A 25981-nucleotide genomic window follows, 5' to 3' on the forward strand; every position below is an offset into this window, starting at 1 on the left:
CCTACCTAATATTAAATCACACCTTCCCACTTTAAGGTAATTTGGGCAATGATGGCGGCAAAAAGGAAAGTACCGGAAAACACCGCTAATGAAACGGGGATAATTCGCCAAGAGATACTTTTGAATAAAGCAAGATCTTTACCAATGGCTAATCCAGCGTAAGCAAGCACTGGTGTACAAACAGCAAGTAAAGAGACATGTTCAGTTATCGCAACAACTTGCTCATGAAATGGAAATATCGGTGAAGAAGCCACAGCCGCCACAACTGACACCCACAAAATAACAGGAAGTTTATTGAATAATGGCACTTTGCTTATAAAAAAACCAACAACCGATATTGCGACAAGCACAGCTAAAGCTTGTAATGACAGCATAAAATCAACATGATAACCGACTGTATTGCCAGCAGCCATGATAATTGCGACTAAAATCAATAAAAAAACCGTTTCGAAAATCTTCATGATAGTGAGCTCCTTTTACTGCTTTGGAAACGAGCAAAAACATTATAGAGAAAAGAAGCAAACGGTAGTGAGAATAATGTATAAATATAAATACCAACTATACTAGACATTAAATTAGCCGTTGTTGCATAAGCTTTGATGTCACTCGCCATATTCGGATAAAGGTCACTTATCGGCGCAAGTGATGCCGCCATCATACTACCACTACCAACCCCTGCCCCCATGGCTAATGCATAAGGATGAAGAACGTCTAATTTTGCCATTACACTAGCAAGAATACTCATCCAAATCGCCCCATAGAGCGTACCACAAACATACATTGCCATGACACCACGACCTTCGGGCGAATCCAATCCATATTTATCTGCCACAATGGCAATATTGGGTTCACGTGCAACAGAATAGGTTGCCCCGACCGCTTCACGCTTCATTCCTAACATCATTGCCAACGGTAAACCGAGTAAAATAGTACCCGCAAAATGCCCTAATTCTTGGAAAATCAAAGCCAACTTGGCATCATGCAAAATCATATCAATTTTAGGCCCTACCGCAACGCCTAATTTGGCAATCAGTAACATTAACGTCACAATCATCACCGAACTAGCATGAAGCATATTTTTATGTTTTAAGATTTTTAATTTAGGAAGACTGATAAGACCACCAATAATCATGGCAAATAGCATAGGATACAACATGATAATCCAGATAGACTGCCTACCAACAAACTCACATACTAAAACAACTATCAGCGCAAGCAAGTGCACTCTATAGTCTTTTAAAATTTCCATCCTTTCACGCCTCTTTACATAAATTTCCGGTCAATAAAACTATCCATGACAGCTATTATCATAATAATTATTATTTTGCACAGCTAATATACATAACCCAGATTACTTGCGTCAACACGCATCTACCATTAAATACACATAACCAAACAATATATTTCAATGACGCAAAAATAATTAAAGAATAAATCTCAACAAATGCCTTTATAAGGACACTATTTGATTTATAATACCTCATATTTTTTTTATAAGATTGGTATTTAAACAGGATATTTTATGCGTTCAATTTATTGCGGTCATTTAACAGCATCTCATATTAATCAAGAAGTCACATTATGCGGTTGGGTCAATAAGCGTCGAGATTTTGGCGGTATGATATTTATTGATATGCGTGATCGCGAAGGGATTGTACAAGTATTTTTTGATCCTGAATATCAACAAGCTTATCAACTTGCCAGTGAACTTCGTAATGAATTTTGCATTCAAATTAAAGGAAAAGTAAGAGCAAGACCAGAAGGACAAGCAAATAAAGACATGGCTACGGGTGAAGTTGAAATCTTAGCCACTGAGCTAACAATTTTCAATCGCAGTGATGTGCTGCCACTTGATTTTAACCAAAACAACAGTGAAGAACAGCGTTTAAAATATCGCTATATTGATTTACGTCGTCCTGAAATGACAAACATCTTCAAAACTCGTGCTCAAATTACTGCATTTGTACGTAACTTTATGAATGAGCATGGTTTTCTTGATATTGAAACCCCTATGTTAACCAAAGCAACGCCAGAAGGTGCGCGTGATTACCTTGTACCAAGTCGAATTCACAATGGTGAGTTTTATGCACTGCCACAATCACCGCAATTATTTAAACAACTATTAATGATGTCTGGCTTTGACCGCTATTATCAAATTGTAAAATGTTTTCGTGATGAAGATTTACGTGCAGATCGCCAACCAGAATTTACACAAATTGATGTTGAAACTTCGTTTATGACCGCAGAACAAGTCCGTGAAGTTATGGAGCAAATGATCCGTGAACTTTGGTTACATGTTAAAAATGTGGATTTAGGTCAATTCCCTATCATGACGTTTGCCGAAGCGATGCGCCGTTATGGTAGCGATAAACCTGATTTACGAAATCCGTTAGAAATAATAGATGTTGCCGATTTAGTAAAAGATGTCAATTTTAACGTATTCTCAACCACAGCCAATGATCCAAAAGGTCGAGTTGCATTACTTTGCGTGCCAAACGGAGCCCAGTTAACCCGTAAACAGTTAGATGATTACACACAATTTATTTCGGTCTATGGCGCTAAAGGTATGGCATGGATTAAAGTCAACGACCGTAATAAAGGTCTTGAAGGGGTACAAAGTCCGGTTGCTAAATTCTTTAATGAAACGCAAATGGAAGCACTGTTGAATCGTGCTAATGCCAAAGATGGTGATATTTTATTATTTGGGGCAGATAGTTATAAAGTTGTCAGTGATGCATTAGGTGCACTACGATTAAAAGTAGGTAAAGATTTAAATCTGACTGATGAAAATAGGTGGGCTGTGCTTTGGGTAGTAGATTTCCCAATGTTTGAAGAAACGGAAGAGGGTCTTAGTGCGATGCACCATCCATTTACATCACCAAAAGACTTGACGCCAGAACAGCTTAAACAAAATCCTGAAAACGCGATAGCTAACGCTTATGACATGGTTATCAATGGATATGAAGTAGGTGGAGGGTCAGTACGTATTCACCGTAGTGAAATGCAACAAGCTGTGTTTTCTATTTTAGGTATAAATGAACACGATCAACGCGAAAAATTTGGCTTTTTGCTTGATGCGCTAAAATATGGTACACCGCCACATGCAGGACTTGCATTTGGTTTAGATAGATTAAGTATGCTATTAACAGGTACCGATAATATCAGGGATGTTATCGCATTTCCTAAAACAACAGCGGCAACTTGTTTAATGACAGATGCACCAAGCCCGGCAAATCCTAATGCATTAGCTGAGCTTGGTATTGAAGTTAGCAAAAAATAGTGATGTCTTAATGCAAAAGTTCAAAAACCCTGAATCTGTTTTAGTTGTTATTTACTGTCAAAAAACTTTGCGTTGTCTTATGCTACAACGCAAAGATGATCCCAATTTTTGGCAGTCAGTAACAGGTAGCATGGAAGATAACGAATTGCCGGTTGAAACTGCCATTCGTGAGGTTTTTGAAGAAACAGGCATTGATATTTTGGGTAAAAATCTTAATTTAATCGATACTAACCATACGGTTGAATTCAAGATTTTTCCACAATTTAGGCATCGATATGCACCTGAAGTTGAAATAAATAAAGAACATTGGTTTTATTTACCGCTCGAAAATGAAATAACACCAACGCTTACTGAACATTTAGCCTATCAATGGTTGACAATTAGCGATGCAGCTAAAATAACAGCATCGCCAAATAATCAAGAAGCAATTAATGAAATTATTCAATTAAACGAGATTAACTAAGGAGTAGGAAATGAAATTAAGTCAGTATGCCATTGTGTTATCAAGCTTATTGTATTTTATACCTAATAGTTATGCTGAAATTAACATTAAAACATGCCAAACCAACAAAACTGATTATATCATTTTCGATGAAATCGATTCGCAAATCGCCGAAAATATTATCGAACACAAATTACATAATCAACCTGAAATACGAGAAAATACCATCATCAAAGTGTTTGCTAATGAAAACAATGATGATAGAAACTATTGGATTGCTTCTTTTGAGTTTGAAGATCAAACCACCCAATATCTTTTTTATCAAGTAGATGAAAATAAATTTATTGATATCGACCAACAGCAATTTAAAACATTATTACCTAAAATTGTGAAATGCAATCTAAATCAACAAGTGCCTATTTATAGTGAAAATTTTGACGCTGACTAGTTGATGACAAAATAACGTTAACATTTAGGATGTTAGACTACCTTAAATTAGTGTAAACAAAGGCAGATTAATAGGGAGTAATTATTTTTATGAACTTGACCAATTTTCGTGATTTTTTAAATTATCTTGAAGAACAAGGTGAATTAAAACGAATTCCCTATCCTGTTAATCCTTATTTGGAAATGACCGAAATTGCAGATCGTGTTTTACGTTCTAAAGGCCCAGCCTTATTGTTCGAAAATCCTATTGGTTATGACATGCCCGTACTTTGTAACCTATTTGGAACACCCAAACGTGTTGCGATGGGAATGGGGTTAGAAGATACATCGCAATTACGTGAAATTGGTGAATTATTAGCTTTTTTACGTGAGCCAGAACCACCAAAAGGCATTAAGCAATTTTTTCATGTGTTACCCAAATATAAGCAAATATTAAATATGCCTGTTAAGCGACGATCGTCTGCGCCTTGTCAGGAATTGATTTTTAAAAATGAAGAAGTTGATTTAACTCGTCTGCCAATCATGCATTGTTGGCCCGATGATGTAGCACCACTTTTAACTTGGGGACTAACGATAACGAAAGGACCTTATAAAGAAAGGCAAAATGTCGGCGTTTATCGCTTACAATTATTGGGTAAAAATAAGTTAATTATGCGCTGGCTATCTCATCGAGGAGGAGCGCTCGATTTTGCAGAATGGCAACAAACCCATCCTAATGAAAAGTTTCCTGTTAGCGTTGCCATTGGTGCAGATCCAGCAACCATTTTAAGTGCAGTCACTCCCGTACCAGATACCTTACCAGAATACGCCTTTGCAGGTCTGTTACGCAATAGTCGAACTGAAGTAGTAAAATCGCTATCCAATGATTTAGATGTCCCCGCTACCGCCGAAATTATCTTAGAAGGCTATATTGATCCGAATGAATTAGCGCCTGAAGGCCCATATGGTGATCATACTGGTTACTACAACGAAGTTGAAAAATTTGCTGTTTTTACGGTAACGCATTTAACTCGTCGAAAAGATGCGATTTATCACTCTACCTATACGGGTCGTCCACCCGATGAACCGGCCGTAATGGGACTCGCTTTAAATGAAGTCTTTATCCCTATTTTACAAAAACAATTTCCTGAAATTGTCGATTTTTATTTACCACCCGAAGGATGTTCCTACCGGATTGCAATTGTGACCATCAAAAAACAGTATCCAGGTCATGCTAAACGTGTCATGATGGGCGTTTGGTCTTACTTACGCCAATTTATGTATACCAAATTTGTTATTGTATGTGATGATGATATCAATGCCCGAGATTGGAAAGATGTCATGTGGGCTATTTCAACGCGCATGGATCCTCATCGTGATACCACATTTATTGACAATACGCCGATTGATTATTTAGATTTTGCTTCGCCTGTTTCTGGGTTAGGCTCAAAAATGGGATTAGATGCGACCAATAAATGGCAAGGCGAAACTCAGCGAGAATGGGGAAAAATCATCAAAAAAGATCCAAAAGTTGTGGCTTATATCGATGAAATTTGGGATAAACTTGGCTTAGAGTAAACAGACTTAATAAGTTCAATTAAACACTCTACATTGGGTCAATAGCATCGATATTTATCGTTAATGACAAATAGGAATAAATAAATAGCCGTTAAAATCATAAGCAAGCTCACATTGAACGGTAGTAACTTATTGTAATATCAATGAATTTGTATTGAACATAACTAAAAATTGATAAACACTCAAAACAGATTTAATTATCATCTATAAATTTATTAGTATATAATTAGTCATAATTTATTTTTTCCAATTTTAGAAATAAGGGGTTATAGATGGACAAGGAAAAAAACGCCGCACCATCATTTCAAGATGTATTAGAATATATTCGTTTATCACGTCGTTTAAACAAATTAAAACGTGAAATATCCGATAATGAGAAAAAAATCCGAGATAACCAAAAACGAGTATTATTACTTGAAAATTTGAGTGATTATATAAAACCAGATATGACTTATGACGAACTTCAAGCGATTATTGCTAACATGAAAAGTGATTATGATGATCGTGTAGATGATTATATTATCAAAAATGCTGAAATTTCAAAAGAACGCCGTGAAATCAGCAACAAAATGCGTAGCTATCGTTCTCACTAACATATAGCAGATTTACTCCCATTCAATAATGGGAGTAAAGACAATTACCACAACTCAACCACCGGCTAGCTTTACTTTAAAGCCTTTTTCTTCCAGCAAAGATTTGAGTAAATCACGTTTATCGCCTTGAATTTCAATGCTACCATTTTTAACTGCTCCACCACAACCACAACGTTTTTTGAGTTCCGCAGCTATTTTTTGAAGTTGGGCATCATCAAAATCAAATCCTGAAATGACGCACACACCTTTGCCTTTACGTCCGGATGTTTGGCGTTGAATTCGAATAATCCCATCCCCTTTAGGTCGAGATTCTTTTACTTCAACCGATTTAATACGACCTTGATCGGTAGAATAAACAAGTGGATTATCAGACATCATGAAATTAACTCTTGCTCAAATCAAGGGTTGATAAAATAGTTTGCAATGCTAAAGAAGGATCTTCTGCTTGCGTAATCGGACGACCAATAACCAGATAATCCGATCCTGCAGCTTGCGCACGTTGTGGCGTCATAATTCGACGCTGATCATCAGCATTTGAACCGGCGGGTCTGATACCTGGCGTCACTAACTTAAAATCACTCCCTAAGCGAGTTCTAAAACTTTGCACTTCTTTAGCGGAGCATACTACGCCATCAAGCCCACAATTTTTGGCTAACAAAGCTAATTTAGTGGCTTGTTCCAAAGGCGAAACAGGGATACCGATTTCTTGAAGATCTACCGACTCCATGCTGGTTAAAACAGTTACCGCAATTAAAAGAGGCGCATCTTTACCATATGGATAGAGTGCGTCTTTCGCCGCCTGCATCATCCGAGACCCACCACTAGCATGAACATTTGTCATCCAAACACCTAAATCAGCTGCAGCAATTATCGCTTTCGCAACCGTATTTGGAATATCATGAAATTTCAGATCCAAAAAAACATCGAAACCTTTATTCATAATCTGTTTAATAAAATCGGGCCCCGCATGCGTAAAAAGCTCTTTGCCAATTTTTAAACGACAATCTTTTGGCTCAACACGATCAATAAAATTCCAAGCTGATTTAACATCAGCAAAATCAACAGCAACGATAATAGGTGAAGACATAACAGATTTATTCCTTTTATTAATAACTAATCGCTATTTTTTTTAACAAATTCATTTAAATCATTATAAAAGATTTTGGCACTTTCTTTATAGCCTTGCAAGGTTTGATGTACTAAATCTGACCGAGCCAATCCAAACTTAGACCAAAGCTTAACCGAATGACTTCCCCCCATAGCGGCCTGCCAATCCCAAAACAGTGTTTTTTCTGATTTAGCCACTTGTTTTTGAATCCTTTTTACTAAATTATAAGACTTTGGAATTTCAGTTTGATTAATCATTGTATCAGGAGGTGAAATCAATAAAATTGCAGCATTCGGCAATAATTTTCGAATTTTACGAATGTTGTAGACTAAATTTTTCCGATATTCATCTGCATCTAAAGTCTCATCGAAACTCTCGTTTGTTCCATACTCCAAAATAACCAAATCGCTTTTGGATAATAATAATTCCTGAAACCACTGAGGACGCCATTTTTGCCAAATTGTTTGCTTAGCCCCATTCGAACCAATCGCAGATACAATAACACCCTTGTTGGCTCGAGTTAACCAAAATCCACCAATTTCAGTGCTATCTTTACTTTTAATGGTAATAGGAAGCGTTGAAGTAAACGTTGTCGTTTGCCAACCACCAAATTTATTCTTGAAACCAAAGGCAATTTTATCTTTATTATAGATACCTAATGGATTTTTAGTCATTTTCTTTGTTTTAAAAATAAGGCTAATTTTCCATATATCTCTATCATCTGCTTTAAGTGCCAACTCAACAGAAGCTTGAGAATTAATAGGTTTAGCGATAAAACCGCCCATAGGAAAATCGAGATTACTTAATACTCGGCTACTTAACAATTCCCAATTAGAATCTTTCAAACTAACTCGAGTATGGTTTTGCCCTTTAACCCAAACAGGAGGAACCCAACCTATACCTGCATCACCATATTTATCTTGCATCAACGTTCTAAATTCGCCTGTAAAAAAATCTGCAGCGGTATGAGAATCACCAAATTGGGTGATATTAACAACTTTATGGGTGTGGTCTTGATTATTGACTAATGAATTTAAGCGTGAAACGAATTGTTTAGCATTTGGATCGCCAAAATCAACAATCACAGACTTAGACGTTGGAATACTTTCAGCCATAGTACTAAAACTGACAGTAAACACCACCAAAAAAACAGCAACCATAGTTTTAATGCATTGATTCAATGTGGGAATCCTCTGATAAAGTGGATGTGATTTGGTTCAAAATTGCTTGAGCTAAAAGCTTTTGTCCAGTTATTGTAAAATGAATACCATCGTCTATTCTCACTTTAATTTTTTGCTTATTAGTCTCAATATAGCTGTTAAATTGATCGTAAGAACAACCTAATAATGTATTGGTTTCCATAAAATGTTGATGCGCTTTTTCAACTTCGGATTCATATAAATGGCTTAAATAATTCATTCCGTCATTCAACTTTGGTTTACGCATACAAGGTGGCGAAAGCCAAAGTACTTTTACATTATGTTGATTCGCGATATCTAATATTGATGCAACACGTAAACGGTACTGTTCTTCCCACAATTGCGATTTAAACTTAGCATATTTAGCATATCCCTTAACAGGAAAATCCCACGGATCATTAGGGCCTAAAAAAATGACGATTAATTTAATGGAGGCATCAGCACTGATTGCATCATTAATTGTTTTTGGCCAATCAAAAGCTTTTGGATAAGCAAGCCCAGTACTTTGTTTACTCAAGTTAATGCTTTCTATCTTATATTGTTTAAATAACATTTTTTTAACATATGGTGCAACCCCTTGCATTAATGAATCCCCCGCAAAAAGGACTTTGTCATTTTTAGTTAAAACAATCGGTGAAAGTTCAGTAAAATCGGTATCATTGCTAAGTCTAGGGTTACTTGATTCATCCAATGTTACCGTATTACCTAACGCTGTATTAGTCCGAGTACTGTCTAGTTGACTATCAGAATGAGTTTGACGTTTATTAGTAGCTTGCAGGTTATCACCCTTAATTAACGGTAATTTTTGTTTATTATTTTCAGTTGTGTGATTGGATTTTATTGTTTTGTTTTGCCGGTTATTTTGTTGTAACTGTTTATCTGCAATTGCGTTTGCAGTCACGACATTAGGATGTTTTTGATTATCCTTTTCAATATTCGTGTTTTCTAACTCCTCTGATTCATACGATTCATTAGTCCATTTTGTCTGATCATCCTCAGTGACATTAGCATCATCCACCATTAATGCCATATCAAAAAACTCAAAATGGTAAGATTGCTGGCAATAAACCAATATTGATTTATGAAACAAAACCATTAAAGCAATAGCTGTAACAACTAACACTATAACAATATAAAATGCATATAAGGTTTTGTTAGTTGGCATTGTTAGCATATTACTTAACTTCATAAAATCCTTCAAATTACTGTTCCTTGTCAAAACTGATCTTAAAAAATTTTAAAACACAATTAAAAACTGGCATAAATAAAATCGGGCATACCTGACGGCGCAAAATAAATGACACACCACAAAATTAATATCATTATCACAGGTAAACATAATTTATTAACTTTAGATAACAGTGCCGTTGCCAAATTTGGAAGATTTTTACACATTGGATAAACTAAATAAGCAACCATGATAATTAAAAAAGCCTGCCAATATTGTGGTTTTATCATCACATTATGCGTTAATGCCATTAAATAATCCAAAGCATCGGATAAATTTTCACAATAAAAAAACAACCAAGTAAAACAGACATAATGCCAAGTTAATAAACGCGCAATAAAAGGTGAGCGTTGACTAATCACATCACGACCAAAAAAGCGATCACCAATATTCAGAGCCACAATACCAATACCATGGCAAATACCCCAAATAATAAAATTGATACCTGCGCCATGCCATAATCCCGATAAAAACATTGCCAACAAAACATTGATTTGTGTTCGGGTAAATCCCTTACGATTACCGCCAAGCGGAATATAAATATAATCCCGAATCCATTGAGATAAACTTATGTGCCAACGCGCCCAAAAATGCCTTAAATTTAAAGATAAATAAGGTTGGTTAAAATTAATTGGTAGACGAAACCCTAACAACAATGCAATACCAGTCACCAAATCCGTATAGCCTGAAAAATTGAGATAAATTTGTATTGCATAAGCATATACACCCACTAATAAATCAATCACACTAAATTCTAATGGATTGGCAAAAATGGGGTTAACCCATGCATCATTTATCCAACCACCTAAACAATAAACTTTAATGATTGACATCATGATTAATATAAAAGCTCGATATGGCTCTAAAATTTGGCGGGGTTGGCAAACTGAAATTTGCGGCAAAAAATCTTTAGCTCGATTGATCGGCCCTGCGACAATACTGGGGAAAAAAGATAAAAAAAGTGCAAAATCCCAAAATTTAGCTACTTCAATCTCTTTTCTTTTAACTGAAACTAAATAACTGACAGAATGGAAAGTATAAAAGGAAATCCCAATAGGGATTAGCACAGAAAATAATGGTAATAAAACAGGAATATGAAAGACGTTAAGTAAAGCTTGTAGTTCTTGTCGGAAAAAATCAAAATATTTGAATAATGCTAAATTACTAATCGATATTATTAAGCCAAAAATCAACCAACTTTTAGCATGATCTTTTGAAACCGATATCATAATGGAAATAAGATAAGTTACACTGGTATAAACACCAAGAATTAACGCAAATTGCCAACTATAACTGCTTACAATTAAATAACTTGAAACGAGTAACAAGGCATTTTGGAATTTAGGTAATAAGTTAAATGCCCAATATATAGCAAAAAAAACGATAAACAACAGACCAAATTCAATAGATAAATAACTCACTATAATCCTTCGTTAAAACATTTACATATAAAATAATATCCCTCAACACTTCCATGAAAATATTTAATCGCAAATCAACTCTGATTGAGAAAGAACATAATAAACCAATAATTCTTTATTCAACCCAGTTATTGACAATAACTGACGTCTGGCATTCAACCAGAGTTCATAAAGAGCAGTAATTTTTTCATAACTTAATGTTGCCAATAATCTTACCAATGGCACTTGATCACGATTAATAATATACCGTCCTGCTTTTTGTTTTGCTTTTAAAGCATCACTTAATAAAGCACAAAACCAACTAATGCGATCAATAAAATGGTCATGCTCAAATGTTACGCCAAGCGTCCAAAAATCATTATTAGGAATAACACTCAATAAATTTTCACAAAATACTTTACGTTGTTGCCATTTTGTAGGATCCAACAAAGTTTTTGCTGTTAATGGCGCATTTTCGCTTAATAACAAAGCTGACGCAAGTTCATTATCACTATAATGTAAACCCTGTATATTTTTCAACCAATCCATAGACTGTTCAAGCTTAGGTATCGGTAAAAAATAAGAAAAACAACGACTATAAATAGTTGGTAATAAATGACTATTATGATCGTCACTTAAAATAAAATAAGTATTTGCAGGTGGCTCTTCTAACGTTTTCAATAATGCATTTGCGGCGGCTTCGGTCATTAAGGCAGCATGTTTAATCCAAATCACTTTATTACCGCCTTGCTGTGATTTTTCGTAAATTTTAGCGGTAATACTTCGAATCTGATCGATACCGATCGATTGCTTACCCTGTTCGTTAGTTATCTGATAATAATCAGGATGATGATGAGACAAAAATAACTGGCAGCTATGACATTTTAAACAAGGGGCTAGATCGCTTGATGCTTGGCATAATAAACGATTTGCTAATTGCTCAATTAGCTCATTTTCACCACTACCTTGAATATAATTAATTAATAAAGCATGATGGGCTCGATCATGTAAAATACTTGTCGCTAATTGCTGATATGGCTGCGTGAGCCAACTATATCCATTTTTGATCATGCATTATTAACCTGTATTAATGATAACCATGCAGTTAACACGTCTTCAATTTGCTGTGTTACCACATTCATTGATTGACTGGCATCAATAGTCACAATAGTATCATCTTGCATAGCAAGCTCTAAATAGCGTTGACGAGTACGTTCAAAAAATAGGATAGATTGCTGCTCAATCCTATCTAGCTGACCACGAGATTTTGCTCGCATTAATCCTATTTTTGGATCAACATCCAAATACAAAGTTAAATCGGGTTTAAAATCACCTAACACTTGCTTTTGTAACGTTTCAATCAATATGCTATCAAGTTGGCGTCCCCCACCTTGATATGCCTGCGTGGATAAATCATGACGATCACCTATTACCCATTTTCCTATTTTAAGAGCGGGTTTTATAACATTATCAATAAGTTGAATTCGAGCCGCATATAACATCAATAATTCAGCTTTATCCGTTAACGGCTCATGTTCTAAACCATTTTTAATAATATTACGTAACGCTTCAGCAATCGGAGTTCCACCCGGCTCACGAGTAAATTGTAAATCTTCAATATTAGATTGCTTTAAAATACGCGCAACAGTATTAATTGCTGTGGTTTTTCCTGCACCTTCAAGTCCTTCAATGACAATAAATTTGCCGGTCATACTTATTTCCTAAATTAATTAAGCTGATGTACAAGTAAATATTGCGCTATTGTACGCTATTTTTACCGATTATTTTAGTTCGTATCGTAAATACCATGTTAATACTTATCAAATATGAAAACTTTTTAATAGACCGACAGAGTAGAACATTTTGTTTACGGTTTATCCCTGTGTGTACAGGGAACACTAACCGTCCGGGATCCTGGATACCAGGATGACCGGTTTATCCCTGTGTGTACAGGGAACACTTTAACTATAGCCGCTGTTTTGAATGCCTCGTCCGGTTTATCCCTGTGTGTACAGGGAACACGATCCAGAAAGTGCCTATCAACAACTACGATTACGGTTTATCCCTGTGTGTACAGGGAACACGTGATCGGTTAAAGAACATATATCAATTTCTTTCGGTTTATCCCTGTGTGTACAGGGAACACATTTGGATCCATTACCAGATGATACATAATTTCGGTTTATCCCTGTGTGTACAGGGAACACTTGCCTATTGAACGTTTTAATTCATCATCGGCCAGGTTTATCCCTGTGTGTACAGGGAACACGTTGAGTTAGAAAACTTAAATAAGATGTATGTCCGGTTTATCCCTGTGTGTACAGGGAACACAATACCAAATATTGTTGAAAAATGTCCAAATGCGGTTTATCCCTGTGTGTACAGGGAACACTATAGACCAATTCCTGTGATTGAGATAAAATCCGGTTTATCCCTGTGTGTACAGGGAACACTTGTGGCATGCGATTATCTCCGTTAGTCTCTCCGGTTTATCCCTGTGTGTACAGGGAACACTTAAAGACAGCCATCGCCTCAATACCTGCAAGCGGTTTATCCCTGTGTGTACAGGGAACACTCTAAACGTAGCTATTTGTTTTATTTAAACTTATAGCGACCACGAAATTCTACCAGATTTTTTTAATTTTTAAAGAACTTTAACTTATTGATTTTCAATAGGTAAAAAAGATACCAACCTGAGTCCATCGAGTTCTACCGGCACTCTTCTGTTAGTACCATAAGTTTGGAAGTCAAATCCAGATTCAGTATTGGTTGCCCAAGCAAGTACAACATTCCCTTCTTCAGCAAGCTCGATGATTTGTTGCCAAATCATCTCCCTTACCGGTCTGGAAATATCACCTATGTAAACACCAGCTCTGATTTCTAATAACCAAATAGCTAAGCGTCCTCTTAATCTAGGTGGGACATTTTCAGTCACCACAACACACATACTCATGATTAATGGCTCCTAAAGCCACTATCGGCAAGTGATTGAGGTTCTGGAATCGCAGGTGGTAGTACATCATCAGGAGGCGGTGGCGGTTCAATACCTCCAGCGGATAATACCTCTTCAATCAGTGGAATTAATGTCGCCAATGTTTTTTGACTTCTAAAAATATCGCGACAAGCAATGCGCACTTCACGATCAGGGTCAGCTCTATTTTTAGCAGCAATTTCAAACGCTTTGGGTACCACTGTATCAAATTTTATAATATCGGCAATATCATAAACAAACGAGAGCGGTTTTCCGCTATGCACAAAACCGATAGCTGGTGCATAACCAGCTGCCAAAACCGCTGCTTCGGTAATACCATAAAGACAAGAAGTAGCAGCACTGATACATTGATTAACCGTATCGCCTTTTTGCCAATCTTTGGGATCATATTTACGTCCATGCCACTTAACACGATACTTTTTGGCTAGTAATGCATAAGTTGCACGTACACGAGCGCCTTCAACACCTCGTAATTGTTCAATAGAACGTCGGCTAGGAGCCGGCTCACCAAATCGCAGTTCAAACATTTTTTTGACAACTTTTAGACGAAGTTCATCATCCAAAGCTAATTTTGCTTGATAAAGTAATTTGTCCGAACGGGCTCCCCCAGGTTGACCTGTCGAATACATTCTGACGCCAGCCTCACCTACCCAGACTAACAGTGTCCCCACAGTTGCGGCTAATCTAACCGCAGCATGTGATACGCGGGTACCGGGCTCAAGCATGATACAAGCAATAGAACCAACGGGAATGTGGGTTCTAACGCCTGTTTTATCTATTAATACAAAAGCACCATCTAAAACATCAATTTGTCCATATTGTAGGAAGATCATTGATGTTCTATTTTTTAAAGGAATAGGATTCAGTGGAACATACACCATATTAAAGATCCTATTGACAGTGTTTGATTAAAAATAGTCCACAGCCAAATCCTTTGCTTTTACCAATACCTTGATAAAGTGTAGCTAAAAATAGTTTTGGATCAGTAACAGTCAATACTCCCTCAAAATCAACACTACTATAACTAATCGGTTTAAGTTCTGACTTTTTATTAAGCAGATGTTGGTTGTAACTGATAACATTACAGCAGACTGCTGAATGATCATTTTGCTGTAATGAAAATCCACGCTTTTCACTTTGCTTAATCAACCAATCTATGGCCGCTTGATATTGCTGAGCTTTGATCTCATTCGATGATAATCCCTGTTGTTTAGCCTGATACTTAGCGTTCATCATCACATCACATCGTTTTCCTTGTTTCATGACAACAGGATTGGCACGTAATAAAAAACTTAACTTCATCCCTGTTGTTAATTGCGGTGCATAAGGTTTTGTATCGACTTTAAATAATTCATGATTGGTAAGCGGTGCAACTTCAGATAAAAGATAAAACAGAGGTTTTTTAGTCTTCTGATCTTTATGAAATAAAAATGGACGTTTATTTTCATCAGGAAACAGTTGCCATAACCATTGATGCATAGCATATTCACCAGCAGACCACCTTTTTTGTTGCATCACATAAGGAAGCCGCTCAAGTTTTAGCTCGACTTTCGAAAAATACATCTATTCGCTCCTTTTTAAGTGTCCTGTATATTGCTGACGATTGATAAATTGCCAACGCTTCCGGTTAATAGGCTGATCTTGTCGAAATTGTATTTTCATTACGTCAAAATGCGCTTCTTGATCAGGATGATCCCAGTAATATTCGTTAGCATCACTATCAACTAAATACTTTAGGACAGGATCTAATTGGTGGTATTGATGATAATGTTCATTAGCGAATACAAAAGCATCACTAAGCAGCCCTTCATAAATTATGGGGGCTAACGGCAATGACAATGGCGAATTTTTTCTACCTACATAAAGTGGAAAGACAGGCGTTAATAATGCCTGCTTTATCTGCTCTACAGAATAAGGGGCGCTTTTTGTTTCGGTAATAATAATTTGATAATAGACATCGTTGTAATATTCACGATGAGTTACCAGATTATTTGAATCTTGCTCATCAACCTTTTTAGAATTTTTGCTTTTAGGGATTGGAAATTGAACAGTATGAAAATCATACAACCAACTTCCTTTAATAATAAAAGGGCGAGAAGCAATAAAATAATGTTGATTGAAAGCATCAATACGATCGTCATCACGCTGAATACCTAATGCTGCAGCCAAAAAGCCTAATAAAGCTGAGCGGGAAGGAATAATATTGCTGTGGCGAATATTGCCAACAGCCGGTTCCCCCCACGATGTGAGCGGTGCATAAATCTGAAAAATAAGATGTTTTATCATCTTGACTGCTCCTTATTTTTCCGCAACAAACTTTAATGCAGCTGCAAGTGTCCCTTCTCCACTTTCAATATTGAGTTTGTAGCGATCATCCGCACATTGACCATAAACTTGATCAAACTTATCCAATTGTTGCTCTAATCGAGTTATGGCATCATTCACCATATCTTGGCTACGGATAGGATTAAAATAAGCAACAGCAAGTGAACGTGGTTGCTGAGTACCTTTTTCAATCAATAAATAAGAGGCATAAGCACGTGATGCAAAGCTATTTTGCATGCCAGTTGGCGCCACTTTTATAGCGGATTCAGTTAATGCTTTTAGTGTCTTTTCAACCAATGCTTCATCACCATTTAAGTTATCAAGGAGTAGATCACGACTAATACAGATATAAGTATAGAACAGTGCCGAGGCAAATCCACGTTCGCCTAAGTGCCCTGAACTCGCATCTTTTCCTTTATCATTTAAATCATCAACAGCAGTAAAAAAATCATCTTCGATAGAAATTGCACTCACACTTAAAGCATGAGCAACTTGACAAGCCGCTTCAATGTTAAATTCTGTTTTACCCGCTAACATTCGACCAAATAAAGCAATATCAATGCTACTATTTTCTTGACGAGTTTTAATTAATTTATTCAATTCGTCTTGGGTAGGCTCTCTTTTCTGATTAATTAATAGTGCAACTAGTCTTTCTATTTCCTGTTGTTCATCATTACTAATATGAATAAGTTGATCCATATCGAAGTTTACTTTTGATTCTTCAGATTTTTTCCCATTTTCCTTTGTATCTTTTTTCGCTTCATCTTCTGACTTTTTATTTTTTCGATAGTTTTCCATTATTTTTTTTGCACATGATATTGCAAGTTTTTCTTCTACTCCTTTTTCTTTCATAGGTTTATAAACCCATTCAGTAATAAATTTACGTGAACGAACACCTATATTTTCAGTTAGTGACTCAGTAAAAAAGTCTGATTTTCTCCAAGCACGCTTTAAACTCTGAGAAGAAATACGTAAACGTTCACTATTTCCCATTTTAGCTGTTTTCGGACGACCTAAATCATCACGATTTAAATTTGAAGGCGCATAAGCAGTTAATAAATGTAATTGTAAAAATGTACTCATAATAGTTATTCCTTAATTGATTTTTCGGTCGAATAGTAATCCATTGCCCAACGAACAGAATTACGTTTAAATGGTTCCATATTATTTAATAAATTTTTTTGACGATTATCCCGCTCTTTTGCCCATAAAAAGATACTATCAGCAAGTGAGAAGAGGTTTACACCTTCATCTCCACGTGATTTAACTGCTCGGATTAAACGTCGGCAAAATTCTTCATCAGTAATATTTGCAACAAGTTGGTTAAAGCGTAAAGGAGATAGAAACTTTTGTTGATTTTTTTCTTTTGTTTCATTTAATTGTGATGCAAAAGAAGCATTTTCATTATTTAGTTTGGCAAAAATAGCAACAGCAACAAAAATTGCGAGTGCTTGATGATGATTATCTGAACCTATTAGAAAGCTATTTTCTTCAAATAACTGATTAGCTAATAACCAATAACCTTCTTTGAGCATTACTCCATATGGAAAAGGTACTTTTTTCAGATCTGCTCGTAACTTTAAACCATTGTAAGCTTTACCAAAGAAATAACATTCTTGATCCTGTAAATTAGAAAACCATTCATTAATAATTATTTTATGATGATTATTAAGAATGAGCGTTTTTTTGATAAGATTTCTTGACACGTTATTCTCCTTATACGTAATCAAAGTTATTTGATATATTGTATTTTTTTTTAAGATCATTAAATTGATTAAGTAAATTTTTTCGACCACTTATTTGATTACAAGAAATTCGATCAGCTGTTTCAGTTTTGCTATATTTAAATGATTGTTCAAGATCACCAAAAGCGACCTTATCATAGATTTGAGTAACATAATTTAATAATGTATCTGCCCATTCAATTAACAATGGTTGCCGACCGTTGGGATTGTCTTTTTGTTCTATAAGTTTTTTTATAAACTCATAAAATAATAATTCTGTTTCTTTCCAATACGCAATCTCAATTGATATCGATCTTTTTTTGAGCACTTTTTCGATCTCTTTTTTCTTCTTTTTGTCAGTTGTAACGAAAATTTCAATTGATTTTTTTAAAATCTCCTGCATATCTTTACTGAGTTCTAATGCTTGAGCAATTAACTCTTTTAAATCACTGTTAGTTTTGGCCAAATCAGGGTATACTGGGTATAAGTGTTCATACCAACAAAGAGCATCCATCTGCTTGAAATTGTAGCCAAAACACCATAAATGATAATGTTGTTTACCTGCAAAGTTTCGTTCAAAATGAGTTGTTACCACTCTAGCCGAATGCGTATCATCATTGGCACTCACCATACCTAACCAATCTCGATAAATTAATCCACCCAGTAGCACTTTAATGGACTTCTGTTCACCTGTCTTATTATTTGTCGAATATGGCGTTAACGGATGTTGCCAATGTTGATATTGAATGCCATAATTTTTAGCTTGATATTGGGTAATCAGTTGTTTCGATAATTCACCACAAATGTCACATTGCCCCTGCTCAGTTTGATGAAAATCTAACTCAATACGCCGAGGCATTCCCCAAAAAGCTTGACAGTAATTAGCTTGTTCAGGAAATAGACTTAAATTTTTAGGTGGTTCACTGGTCTTGGTTGGTGCTAACCAAGGAAAGACTGATGCATCAAACTGCTGTGGTCTTTCTTCATCATCTAAAGGGATCACATTTAACCACAATTTTTTCCATAATGGAGTCGGTTTACTCACTTCTGGCATGATTAAAGTAGTAATTGGACCAATGACCCCACGCAAACTCACCCGATGTCCTTGACCACCCGCTGGGGCATTAGTTTGCAAAGTGAATAGCGCCATAGCGGCACAGTGTGGGCACATCACTTTGACAAAACCACGTTTAACAAAGTGATCGGTATCTTTTTTCAATGCATTCTCACCCGGAGCATCAATTAATAAATTCGTTATAGGTATTTTCTTACCCTCCAATTTAGCAAAATCTTGCATAAAAGAGGGTTTTGTTGCGCCAAATTGCATGGCTGTTCTGACTTGTTCAAACGCTTCGGTTAGTTGCTGTGATGAAAAACCATTATTCCAATATTTTCGCCACTCTGAATTATCTTCGGGCGATAGTGTGGTTTGTAATAAACCAATCAAAAACTGGTAAGCCGCACCTTGAAAATCGGGTCTTAAATAAGCTAAATCTGAAATGGTTTCATCAACCAGTTGGCTGGGTTGAATTTTACTAAGGTGACCATCGAAATGAACAACCGGTATCCATTTTTCGTCTAATAAAGATAAAGTAGACAAATTTTTTACTCCTTAATTTCATATAAAATCGATGTCATGATCTGACACCGATTATCTATTTATTAATAAACCATTAATTCATCACAAGTTTGATTCATTAATATAAATTGATTATGTATATTTGCTATCAATCTATTTAACAATTTTAAATCTTATTTAACCAAAAGATTACATTTTTTACGATAAACAAATAATAAAAATGTGATCCACTACAAATTTTTTAAAAATTTACATATAACAGCTTGTATTATTGCTTATTTTAATTTTTTCACATAGCTTTCTAATAATTAAAATCATGCACATTATGTGCAACCTTAGAACGGTAAAATCTTTAACATTACTTATATTAAACTAGCGACATCAAGCCGGTTTGCCACTATAATTGCTTGTTAAAAGCTATTATGAAACTGATATAAAATGTAAAAGCTGGTAGATAAATCAAATGTTGAGAGAGTTATGAATCCTAAAAATAACACTAAATTTCCACTAAATAATCATCAAAATCCCCTAGACAATCCTCATCAGCTTGACAATGGGCAGGTAAAAACCAAGATATCCTTGATTTTTTCGATCATTAGCAAAATAACGCCGTTTTCAATGTTATGGATCAGTTTTGTTTTAACTTATGGGGTAGTTTGTATGTACACGAATGCGGTTGGACAAGATGAGTTTTACCGCTTTATCTTCTTTTTACAAAAACCCGTTGTGGTTGCACTTAATTGTGTAGCACTCTTGTCGGCACTGTTACATAGCATAATATGGTTTATCAAAGTCCCTAAAGCATTATCATTAACGACTGATAATAAGCAAACTCAAGCTTGGTTACTCATCGCCTGTTTATGGATAATCACAATTGCTGTATCAGTGTTATTAATTAAATTGATATTAAGATGAGTGGTGTTTAAATCATGAAAATTCAAGAATCAGAAACTAAACGTTCGAATAATACTGTTATCAAAGGATTATATGCCTTAGGCGGTACGTGGGCAGCTGTTTTTGTTCCGGTTGTGATGATTATCATTGGATTGATTATTCCTTTTGGCGATGCCCAAATACGCTCCTATATTTTAAAATTAGTTAGTAGCGAACCGGGTAAAATCTTTTTGCTGTTGATGATATGCTTACCCATTTGGTGCGCATTACAACAAATTTTAACGATTTTGCACCAGTTTAATATTCATCCTAAACGTGAAAAACTGTTAACTTTTGGTTTGGCGCTGGCATGGACGATTCACGCTATTTTTATTTTGTTTGTCAGAACATAATAATTGAAATTGAAATTGCAATTAGCGTTATTAGATGATAACGCTAATAGTTTCAAGATTAATAATAAGTGATTTGTCTAACGATGTTTACTTGCTTATCTGGTTGAAGTTTATTTACTCTATTTGCTGAAAGCCAATCTTTTTTATCATTGACTGTGAGTAATTGAGTCAAATAGTTAGCTGACTCCTTACCGTCTGTAAAATTAGTAGATTGAATTGACGTTAAGCGATTATTTTCATATTGATAAGAAAAATCACTTTCATTGCTTAAACCATTACTAAATTGAGTCACGACTTTTGCGAGTTTTTGATCTTGATATTCATACGTAAATAATGAAACACCATTCAAATCATTACCGGTATAGTTACCCTGCTCATCCGTTTCTTTAAGTTGCCAGTGCACATTTTTATTAACCAAACAATGATTGGTATCATATTGATAACTATCATTTTGAATAAAAATAAAATCAACCGCTTTTTTAACTTGATGAGACTGAATAATTTTACCGTCTTTATCAGTCGTAAACTGAGTTATACTGTTAGTTTTATCTTCAAAATCTTCGATAATATTTTCCCAACCAGTATTTATTTTTTGGAGATGTTCAGAATATAATCGTTTATTTTGAGCAGAATACAGCTCATAATGACTTAACGTAATTAGTCCGTTTGGATCATATTCTAATGAATGATTGGCATTCGTTTCATTCTCCTGCATACCTATTTTTTGGGTCGTTGTCGTTCTGATTTCTTGCTTTATTCCCTTTGCTGGTGTATCAAGATAATCATAAAGTTGGAAAATATAATTATTGGCTTCAACTTGATTTTGAGTAATATCATCACGACAATTCAGCGCTATGACATTAGTTGAAAACAATATGGATAATGGTGCGATAAAAAAAGGTAGTCTTCGTTTTTGCATAATTTATTGATAAAGTTAATTTAAGATAATTTTTAAAAATGCGTGTTAATGCGTTAATTTTTATCATTACTCTTTTCGCATCAACAATGCGTCTGCCCAATTGACTTGATTTTTTAGTTTTTTATTTTCTTTTTCTTCTTGCTCATTGATTTTATCTGAATAAATCAGTGTTTTATTTTTTACTTTTAGCTTCATTGGTTTATCGAAAAAAGATAACAAGGTTTTTGTATATTCATTTTCAGGTTCAGAAAAGACTTTTTCACACAATCCTTGTTCGACAATTTTTCCTTCTTTCATAACAACAACATGATGACACATAGTATAAATTACGCTTAAATCATGGCTGATAAAAAGATAACTCAGTTGATACTTTTGTTGCAATGATTTAAGTAAATAAATAATTTGTTGCTGAATTGTATGATCTAAAGATGAGGTTGGCTCATCTAAGATGAGTAATTCTGGTCGCAAAATCAATGCTCTGGCAATAGCAATGCGCTGACGTTGCCCTCCTGAAAACTCTGTTGGATAGCGAAAACGCATAGCTGGATCAAGACCAACTTCAAGCATGATATCAATCACAGCTTGTTCTCGTTCAGATTTACTTAGTTTTTTATGGGTTAACAATCCTTCACTAATAATCTGCTCAACATTAAAACGAGGATTTAGCGATGAAAAAGGATCTTGAAACACCACTTGAATACGACTACGAAACGGGAGTAATTTTTTAGCGGTTAAATGATCAATATGGTGACCATCAAATAAAATATCGCCGTCAGATTTTATTAACCGAAGTATCGCCATTGCCGTTGTGCTTTTACCTGAGCCTGATTCACCAACCAGCCCCACGGTTTCCCCTTGATGAATGACAAAACCGACATTATCAACAATTTTTTTCTTTTTACTGCTAAATAAGCGTTTTTGCGTTGTCACCTCAACATTTAGATGATTAACACTAAGCAGTATCCCCGGTGTCTCAGGTAAAACGATAGGTTCACCACTTGGTTCAGAGTTTAATAATGTTTGAGTATATGGATGTTGCGGACGTAAAAAGATACGTTGTTTATTATTATATTCAACGATTTGACCTTGTTGCATTACCGCCACTTTATCCGCTAATTTTTTTACAATACTTAGATTATGCGAAATAAACAGCATACTCATATTCAGTTCTGTTTTTAATTCTTTTAGTAACTGAATAATTTGCGCCTGTACAGAAACGTCTAAAGCCGTAGTTGGTTCATCAGCAATTAATAGTTTAGGATGTGTTAATATTGCCATAGCAATCATAACTCGTTGCCTTTCTCCTCCTGATAATTGATGAGGATAAGATGACAATTTATTTTTAGGCTCTTTGATTCCAACCCGATCGAGATATTGCAATATTTCGCTTCTTGCCTCGTTACGTCGCATGCCTCGATGCAATGACAAAACTTCATAAAGCTGCTTTTCAACAGTATGCAATGGGTTAAGAGATACCATTGGTTCTTGAAAGATCATACTGATTTGATTACCTCGTACTTTACGAAGTGATTTTTCGCTGGCATGCAGTAATGAGTTTCCTTCAAACAAAATGTCCCCAGTTGGGTAAATCACTTGTTCGTTACGCAATAAGCGTAGAATTGACAGTGCTGTCACACTTTTACCCGATCCTGATTCCCCAACTAATGCAAGTGTCTCTTGTTCATGAATATCAAAACTGATATGACTGACCACTTGCGAAGTGAGATGAGCTTGTCTTTTGAATGCAATACTTAAATCTTGTACAGATAATAAAGGTAAACTCATTGATACACTCCTTTGTTTGGATCGAATGCATCCCTTACGGCTTCACCAATAAAAATCAGAAGGGAAAGCAACGTTGCAATAATTAGAAAAGCGCTAATGCCAAGCCATGGTGCTTGCAAATTATTTTTGCCTTGTAGTAATAAACGGCCTAACGATGGTGAATCAATCGGTAAACCAAAGCCTAAAAAATCAAGCGATGTTAATGTGGTAATTGAGCCACAAAGAATAAACGGTAAATAGGTTAAAGTTGCCACCATGGCATTAGGTAAAATATGACGAAACATAATTTTATAATTTCTAACGCCCATTGCTTTTGCTGCACGGATATAATCAAAATTACGTGTACGTAAAAATTCTGTTCTTACTATGCCAGCTAATGCCATCCAACCGAACAAAACAGTAATACCTAGTAACCACCAAAAATTAAGCGGTAAAATGCTTGCGAGAAGAATAATGACAAATAGGACAGGTAATCCGCTCCAAATTTCGATGAAACGTTGCCCAATCATATCGACTTTACCACCATAATATCCCTGTATAGCCCCAATGATGATGCCGATAATCGAGGTAAAAAGTGTTAAAAGAATAGCAAAAAACATCGATATGCGAAAACCATATAAAATATTGGCTAGAACATCAAAACCTGCATCTGTTGTCCCTAGCCAATGCAATGCAGAAGGTGGCGTCGGAAAGGTACTATTAGTATCGTAAATTAATGTATTATAGGTATAACGAAAAGGTGGCCATAACATCCAACCGTTTTGTTCTATTTTTTCTTGTATTTGAGGATCTAAAAAGTTAGTTTGCGTTTCAAACTGTCCACCAAATTCAGTTTCCGGATAAAAATGAAAAATAGGTGAATAATAGTTATTCTGGTATTTGATAAAAATTGGTCTGTCATTAACGATAAAATCTGAAAATAAACTAATAACAAAAAAAATCAAAAATAGCCAAAGCGAATAATAACCACGACGATTATGTTTAAATCGTTGCCAACGTTGTTGATTAATAGAGTAGTGAGTGGTCATTAATTACGAGCCTCAAAGTCAATACGTGGATCAATCACCATGTAAGAAAGATCACATAACAATTTAGTGATGAGTCCAATTAAGGTAAATATATAAAGTGAACCAAAAATTACCGGATAGTCACGTTGTATAATCGCTTCGTAGCCTAATAATCCTAGACCATTAAGCGAAAAGATAATCTCTATTAACAACGAACCGGTAAATAAAATGCCAACAAATGCAGCAGGAAAGCCTGAAACAATCAATAATGTCGCATTACGAAAAACATGCTTATATAAAATTTGTCTTTCGCTTAAGCCTTTAGCACGCGCAGTAATAACATACTGTTTTCGAATTTCATCTAAAAATAGATTTTTTGTTAACATCGTCAACGAAGCAAAACCGCTGATCACCATAGCAATGGTTGGCAAACAGATATGCCAAGCATAATCCTTTACTTTTCCCCAAAAATCGAGTTGGTCAAAATTATTTGAGATCAATCCTCGAAGCGGAAAAATATCCCAATAACTGCCACCGGCGAACAATACAATTAATAAAACAGCTAGTAAAAAAGCAGGTATTGCATAACCAATGATAATTAACATACTTGACCAAAAATCGAATGCAGTACCATCTTTAACCGCTTTACGAATACCTAAAGGGATAGAAATCATATAAACAATTATCGTACTCCAAAGCCCTAAAGAAATCGAAACAGGTAAGCTTTTAGCAATCAATCCTAAAACCGATTCACTTTTAAAAAAACTATTTCCAAAGTCAAAGGAAAGATAATTTTTGAGCGTATCAATGTAACGTTCAAAAAGGGGTTTATCAAAGCCAAATTGTTTTTCTATCATCGCCACAACTTGGGGATCAAGTCCTCGAGCACCACGATAATTTGACTCATTTTTTTGATGCAATGACGACGATGCAGAACTTTCACCACCGGGTAACAAACTTTGTCCACCATTGGCATCATTTTCTATCATCGCTAAGGCTTGATCAACTGGGCCACCTGGAGCTACTTGTACAATAAAAAAATTGATCGTTAAAATAACAAACAGTGTTGGAATAATGAATATCAATCGACGAATTAGATAATTGAGCATA

Annotated in this window: 27 protein-coding genes and 1 CRISPR repeat array; of the genes, 7 read left to right on the forward strand and 20 right to left on the reverse strand. The window is 35.4% G+C overall.

From position 1 onward, the window contains the following. Positions 1 to 11 precede the first annotated feature (11 nt). Both ACGH6R_RS05310 and ACGH6R_RS05315 read right to left on the reverse strand, forming a co-directional pair. Positions 12 to 461: a hypothetical protein gene (locus ACGH6R_RS05310; protein ID WP_267352412.1), complete on the reverse strand. Its 450-nt coding sequence runs from the start codon at positions 459 to 461 to the stop codon at positions 12 to 14. Next, the gene (locus ACGH6R_RS05315) at positions 458 to 1249 is read right to left on the reverse strand and encodes a DUF3100 domain-containing protein (protein WP_267361320.1); all 792 of its coding nucleotides are present in this window, start codon (positions 1247 to 1249) and stop codon (positions 458 to 460) included. Before ACGH6R_RS05315 ends, ACGH6R_RS05310 begins: the two co-directional genes overlap by 4 nt. Before the next feature lie 273 nt (positions 1250 to 1522). Between ACGH6R_RS05315 and aspS the strand changes: the two genes are divergently transcribed. From aspS to tmaR, 5 genes are all read left to right on the forward strand, one after another. Beyond that, entirely contained in the window at positions 1523 to 3280 is a 1758-nt protein-coding gene (gene aspS / locus ACGH6R_RS05320; RefSeq protein WP_411599088.1) for an aspartate--tRNA ligase, read from the forward strand. 10 nt (positions 3281 to 3290) lie between these two features. Beyond that, complete coding sequence (gene nudB / locus ACGH6R_RS05325) at positions 3291 to 3743, forward strand: dihydroneopterin triphosphate diphosphatase (RefSeq protein WP_411599089.1); 453 nt, start codon at positions 3291 to 3293, stop codon at positions 3741 to 3743. A 10-nt stretch (positions 3744 to 3753) separates the two neighbouring features. Beyond that, complete coding sequence (locus tag ACGH6R_RS05330) at positions 3754 to 4170, forward strand: hypothetical protein (RefSeq protein ID WP_267352416.1); 417 nt, start codon at positions 3754 to 3756, stop codon at positions 4168 to 4170. An 89-nt stretch (positions 4171 to 4259) separates the two neighbouring features. Beyond that, positions 4260 to 5726, forward strand: coding sequence for a 4-hydroxy-3-polyprenylbenzoate decarboxylase (gene ubiD, locus ACGH6R_RS05335; protein WP_411599090.1), 1467 nt, complete (start codon positions 4260 to 4262; stop codon positions 5724 to 5726). A gap of 272 nt (positions 5727 to 5998) precedes the next feature. After that, positions 5999 to 6319 carry a PTS system regulator TmaR gene (gene tmaR / locus ACGH6R_RS05340; RefSeq protein WP_065558977.1) on the forward strand — a complete coding sequence of 107 codons (321 nt, stop codon included), beginning with the start codon at positions 5999 to 6001 and terminating at the stop codon, positions 6317 to 6319. A gap of 54 nt (positions 6320 to 6373) precedes the next feature. Here the strand turns inward: tmaR and yciH are convergent, their stop codons facing one another. From yciH to casA, 14 genes are all read right to left on the reverse strand, one after another. Further along, positions 6374 to 6697, reverse strand: coding sequence for a stress response translation initiation inhibitor YciH (gene yciH, locus ACGH6R_RS05345; RefSeq protein ID WP_065558978.1), 324 nt, complete (start codon positions 6695 to 6697; stop codon positions 6374 to 6376). 4 nt (positions 6698 to 6701) lie between these two features. Beyond that, positions 6702 to 7406, reverse strand: a complete 705-nt coding sequence (gene pyrF, locus ACGH6R_RS05350) for an orotidine-5'-phosphate decarboxylase (protein ID WP_411596450.1) — start codon at positions 7404 to 7406, stop codon at positions 6702 to 6704. 26 nt (positions 7407 to 7432) lie between these two features. After that, positions 7433 to 8608, reverse strand: coding sequence for a GDSL-type esterase/lipase family protein (locus ACGH6R_RS05355; RefSeq protein WP_411599091.1), 1176 nt, complete (start codon positions 8606 to 8608; stop codon positions 7433 to 7435). Beyond that, entirely contained in the window at positions 8592 to 9815 is a 1224-nt protein-coding gene (locus tag ACGH6R_RS05360) for a DUF459 domain-containing protein (protein ID WP_411599092.1), read from the reverse strand. Before ACGH6R_RS05360 ends, ACGH6R_RS05355 begins: the two co-directional genes overlap by 17 nt. Before the next feature lie 59 nt (positions 9816 to 9874). Continuing rightward, positions 9875 to 11275 carry an MBOAT family O-acyltransferase gene (locus ACGH6R_RS05365; RefSeq protein ID WP_411599093.1) on the reverse strand — a complete coding sequence of 467 codons (1401 nt, stop codon included), beginning with the start codon at positions 11273 to 11275 and terminating at the stop codon, positions 9875 to 9877. A 63-nt stretch (positions 11276 to 11338) separates the two neighbouring features. Further along, a complete protein-coding gene (locus ACGH6R_RS05370; protein ID WP_411599094.1) occupies positions 11339 to 12325 on the reverse strand; it encodes a DNA polymerase III subunit delta' C-terminal domain-containing protein in 987 nt (328 codons plus the stop codon). Continuing rightward, complete coding sequence (gene tmk / locus ACGH6R_RS05375; RefSeq protein WP_411599095.1) at positions 12322 to 12966, reverse strand: dTMP kinase; 645 nt, start codon at positions 12964 to 12966, stop codon at positions 12322 to 12324. Before tmk ends, ACGH6R_RS05370 begins: the two co-directional genes overlap by 4 nt. A 158-nt stretch (positions 12967 to 13124) precedes the next feature. Then, positions 13125 to 13830: direct repeats of the CRISPR family, unit length 30 nt; unit sequence CGGTTTATCCCTGTGTGTACAGGGAACACT. An 83-nt stretch (positions 13831 to 13913) separates the two neighbouring features. Beyond that, positions 13914 to 14207: a type I-E CRISPR-associated endoribonuclease Cas2e gene (cas2e, locus tag ACGH6R_RS05380; RefSeq protein WP_220216475.1), complete on the reverse strand. Its 294-nt coding sequence runs from the start codon at positions 14205 to 14207 to the stop codon at positions 13914 to 13916. Positions 14208 to 14209: 2 nt separating this feature from the next. Beyond that, the gene (gene cas1e, locus ACGH6R_RS05385; RefSeq protein ID WP_411599096.1) at positions 14210 to 15127 is read right to left on the reverse strand and encodes a type I-E CRISPR-associated endonuclease Cas1e; all 918 of its coding nucleotides are present in this window, start codon (positions 15125 to 15127) and stop codon (positions 14210 to 14212) included. 10 nt (positions 15128 to 15137) lie between these two features. Then, complete coding sequence (gene cas6e, locus ACGH6R_RS05390; protein WP_411599097.1) at positions 15138 to 15809, reverse strand: type I-E CRISPR-associated protein Cas6/Cse3/CasE; 672 nt, start codon at positions 15807 to 15809, stop codon at positions 15138 to 15140. Next, positions 15810 to 16532: a type I-E CRISPR-associated protein Cas5/CasD gene (gene cas5e / locus ACGH6R_RS05395; protein ID WP_411599098.1), complete on the reverse strand. Its 723-nt coding sequence runs from the start codon at positions 16530 to 16532 to the stop codon at positions 15810 to 15812. It abuts the gene before it with no gap. A 12-nt stretch (positions 16533 to 16544) separates the two neighbouring features. Further along, complete coding sequence (gene cas7e / locus ACGH6R_RS05400; RefSeq protein ID WP_267360863.1) at positions 16545 to 17654, reverse strand: type I-E CRISPR-associated protein Cas7/Cse4/CasC; 1110 nt, start codon at positions 17652 to 17654, stop codon at positions 16545 to 16547. Positions 17655 to 17659: 5 nt separating this feature from the next. Then, positions 17660 to 18277 (reverse strand): type I-E CRISPR-associated protein Cse2/CasB, encoded by a 618-nt coding sequence (casB, locus tag ACGH6R_RS05405; protein WP_267360861.1) that lies wholly within the window; start codon positions 18275 to 18277, stop codon positions 17660 to 17662. 10 nt (positions 18278 to 18287) lie between these two features. After that, on the reverse strand, positions 18288 to 19895 hold the full coding sequence (gene casA / locus ACGH6R_RS05410; protein WP_411599099.1) for a type I-E CRISPR-associated protein Cse1/CasA: 1608 nt from the start codon (positions 19893 to 19895) through the stop codon (positions 18288 to 18290). Between the two features lie 456 nt (positions 19896 to 20351). Between casA and ACGH6R_RS05415 the strand changes: the two genes are divergently transcribed. Both ACGH6R_RS05415 and frdD read left to right on the forward strand, forming a co-directional pair. Continuing rightward, complete coding sequence (locus tag ACGH6R_RS05415) at positions 20352 to 20789, forward strand: hypothetical protein (RefSeq protein WP_411599100.1); 438 nt, start codon at positions 20352 to 20354, stop codon at positions 20787 to 20789. 14 nt (positions 20790 to 20803) lie between these two features. Continuing rightward, a complete protein-coding gene (frdD, locus tag ACGH6R_RS05420; protein WP_411599101.1) occupies positions 20804 to 21160 on the forward strand; it encodes a fumarate reductase subunit FrdD in 357 nt (118 codons plus the stop codon). Positions 21161 to 21218: 58 nt separating this feature from the next. Here the strand turns inward: frdD and ACGH6R_RS05425 are convergent, their stop codons facing one another. The 4 genes from ACGH6R_RS05425 to ACGH6R_RS05440 all read right to left on the reverse strand — a co-directional run bounded on the left by ACGH6R_RS05425 (position 21219) and on the right by ACGH6R_RS05440 (position 25980). Further along, positions 21219 to 22079, reverse strand: coding sequence for a hypothetical protein (locus ACGH6R_RS05425; RefSeq protein WP_411599102.1), 861 nt, complete (start codon positions 22077 to 22079; stop codon positions 21219 to 21221). A gap of 66 nt (positions 22080 to 22145) precedes the next feature. Continuing rightward, positions 22146 to 23864: a microcin C ABC transporter ATP-binding protein YejF gene (gene yejF, locus ACGH6R_RS05430; protein WP_411599103.1), complete on the reverse strand. Its 1719-nt coding sequence runs from the start codon at positions 23862 to 23864 to the stop codon at positions 22146 to 22148. Then, complete coding sequence (locus tag ACGH6R_RS05435) at positions 23861 to 24892, reverse strand: ABC transporter permease (RefSeq protein WP_267360852.1); 1032 nt, start codon at positions 24890 to 24892, stop codon at positions 23861 to 23863. The genes yejF and ACGH6R_RS05435 overlap by 4 nt, the downstream gene beginning before the upstream one ends. Further along, positions 24892 to 25980 carry a microcin C ABC transporter permease YejB gene (locus ACGH6R_RS05440; RefSeq protein WP_065558998.1) on the reverse strand — a complete coding sequence of 363 codons (1089 nt, stop codon included), beginning with the start codon at positions 25978 to 25980 and terminating at the stop codon, positions 24892 to 24894. Before ACGH6R_RS05440 ends, ACGH6R_RS05435 begins: the two co-directional genes overlap by 1 nt. Between the last annotated feature and the right edge of the window lies 1 nt (position 25981).

Origin of the sequence: Gilliamella sp. CG13 (assembly GCF_046635805.1) — a bacterium.
GTDB lineage: Bacteria > Pseudomonadota > Gammaproteobacteria > Enterobacterales > Orbaceae > Gilliamella > Gilliamella apicola_I.

Bases quoted from the DNA above. Each gene is read 5' to 3' on its own strand.
- ACGH6R_RS05310 (WP_267352412.1), bottom strand. From the start codon at position 461: ATGAAGATTTTCGAAACGGTTTTTTTATTGATTTTAGTCGCAATTATC.
- ACGH6R_RS05315 (WP_267361320.1), bottom strand. From the start codon at position 1,249: ATGGAAATTTTAAAAGACTATAGAGTGCACTTGCTTGCGCTGATAGTT.
- aspS (WP_411599088.1), top strand. From the start codon at position 1,523: ATGCGTTCAATTTATTGCGGTCATTTAACAGCATCTCATATTAATCAA.
- nudB (WP_411599089.1), top strand. From the start codon at position 3,291: ATGCAAAAGTTCAAAAACCCTGAATCTGTTTTAGTTGTTATTTACTGT.
- ACGH6R_RS05330 (WP_267352416.1), top strand. From the start codon at position 3,754: ATGAAATTAAGTCAGTATGCCATTGTGTTATCAAGCTTATTGTATTTT.
- ubiD (WP_411599090.1), top strand. From the start codon at position 4,260: ATGAACTTGACCAATTTTCGTGATTTTTTAAATTATCTTGAAGAACAA.
- tmaR (WP_065558977.1), top strand. From the start codon at position 5,999: ATGGACAAGGAAAAAAACGCCGCACCATCATTTCAAGATGTATTAGAA.
- yciH (WP_065558978.1), bottom strand. From the start codon at position 6,697: ATGATGTCTGATAATCCACTTGTTTATTCTACCGATCAAGGTCGTATT.
- pyrF (WP_411596450.1), bottom strand. From the start codon at position 7,406: ATGTCTTCACCTATTATCGTTGCTGTTGATTTTGCTGATGTTAAATCA.
- ACGH6R_RS05360 (WP_411599092.1), bottom strand. From the start codon at position 9,815: ATGAAGTTAAGTAATATGCTAACAATGCCAACTAACAAAACCTTATAT.
- ACGH6R_RS05370 (WP_411599094.1), bottom strand. From the start codon at position 12,325: ATGATCAAAAATGGATATAGTTGGCTCACGCAGCCATATCAGCAATTA.
- tmk (WP_411599095.1), bottom strand. From the start codon at position 12,966: ATGACCGGCAAATTTATTGTCATTGAAGGACTTGAAGGTGCAGGAAAA.
- cas2e (WP_220216475.1), bottom strand. From the start codon at position 14,207: ATGAGTATGTGTGTTGTGGTGACTGAAAATGTCCCACCTAGATTAAGA.
- cas1e (WP_411599096.1), bottom strand. From the start codon at position 15,127: ATGGTGTATGTTCCACTGAATCCTATTCCTTTAAAAAATAGAACATCA.
- cas6e (WP_411599097.1), bottom strand. From the start codon at position 15,809: ATGTATTTTTCGAAAGTCGAGCTAAAACTTGAGCGGCTTCCTTATGTG.
- cas5e (WP_411599098.1), bottom strand. From the start codon at position 16,532: ATGATAAAACATCTTATTTTTCAGATTTATGCACCGCTCACATCGTGG.
- cas7e (WP_267360863.1), bottom strand. From the start codon at position 17,654: ATGAGTACATTTTTACAATTACATTTATTAACTGCTTATGCGCCTTCA.
- ACGH6R_RS05415 (WP_411599100.1), top strand. From the start codon at position 20,352: ATGAATCCTAAAAATAACACTAAATTTCCACTAAATAATCATCAAAAT.
- frdD (WP_411599101.1), top strand. From the start codon at position 20,804: ATGAAAATTCAAGAATCAGAAACTAAACGTTCGAATAATACTGTTATC.
- ACGH6R_RS05425 (WP_411599102.1), bottom strand. From the start codon at position 22,079: ATGCAAAAACGAAGACTACCTTTTTTTATCGCACCATTATCCATATTG.
- yejF (WP_411599103.1), bottom strand. From the start codon at position 23,864: ATGAGTTTACCTTTATTATCTGTACAAGATTTAAGTATTGCATTCAAA.
- ACGH6R_RS05435 (WP_267360852.1), bottom strand. From the start codon at position 24,892: ATGACCACTCACTACTCTATTAATCAACAACGTTGGCAACGATTTAAA.
- ACGH6R_RS05440 (WP_065558998.1), bottom strand. From the start codon at position 25,980: ATGCTCAATTATCTAATTCGTCGATTGATATTCATTATTCCAACACTG.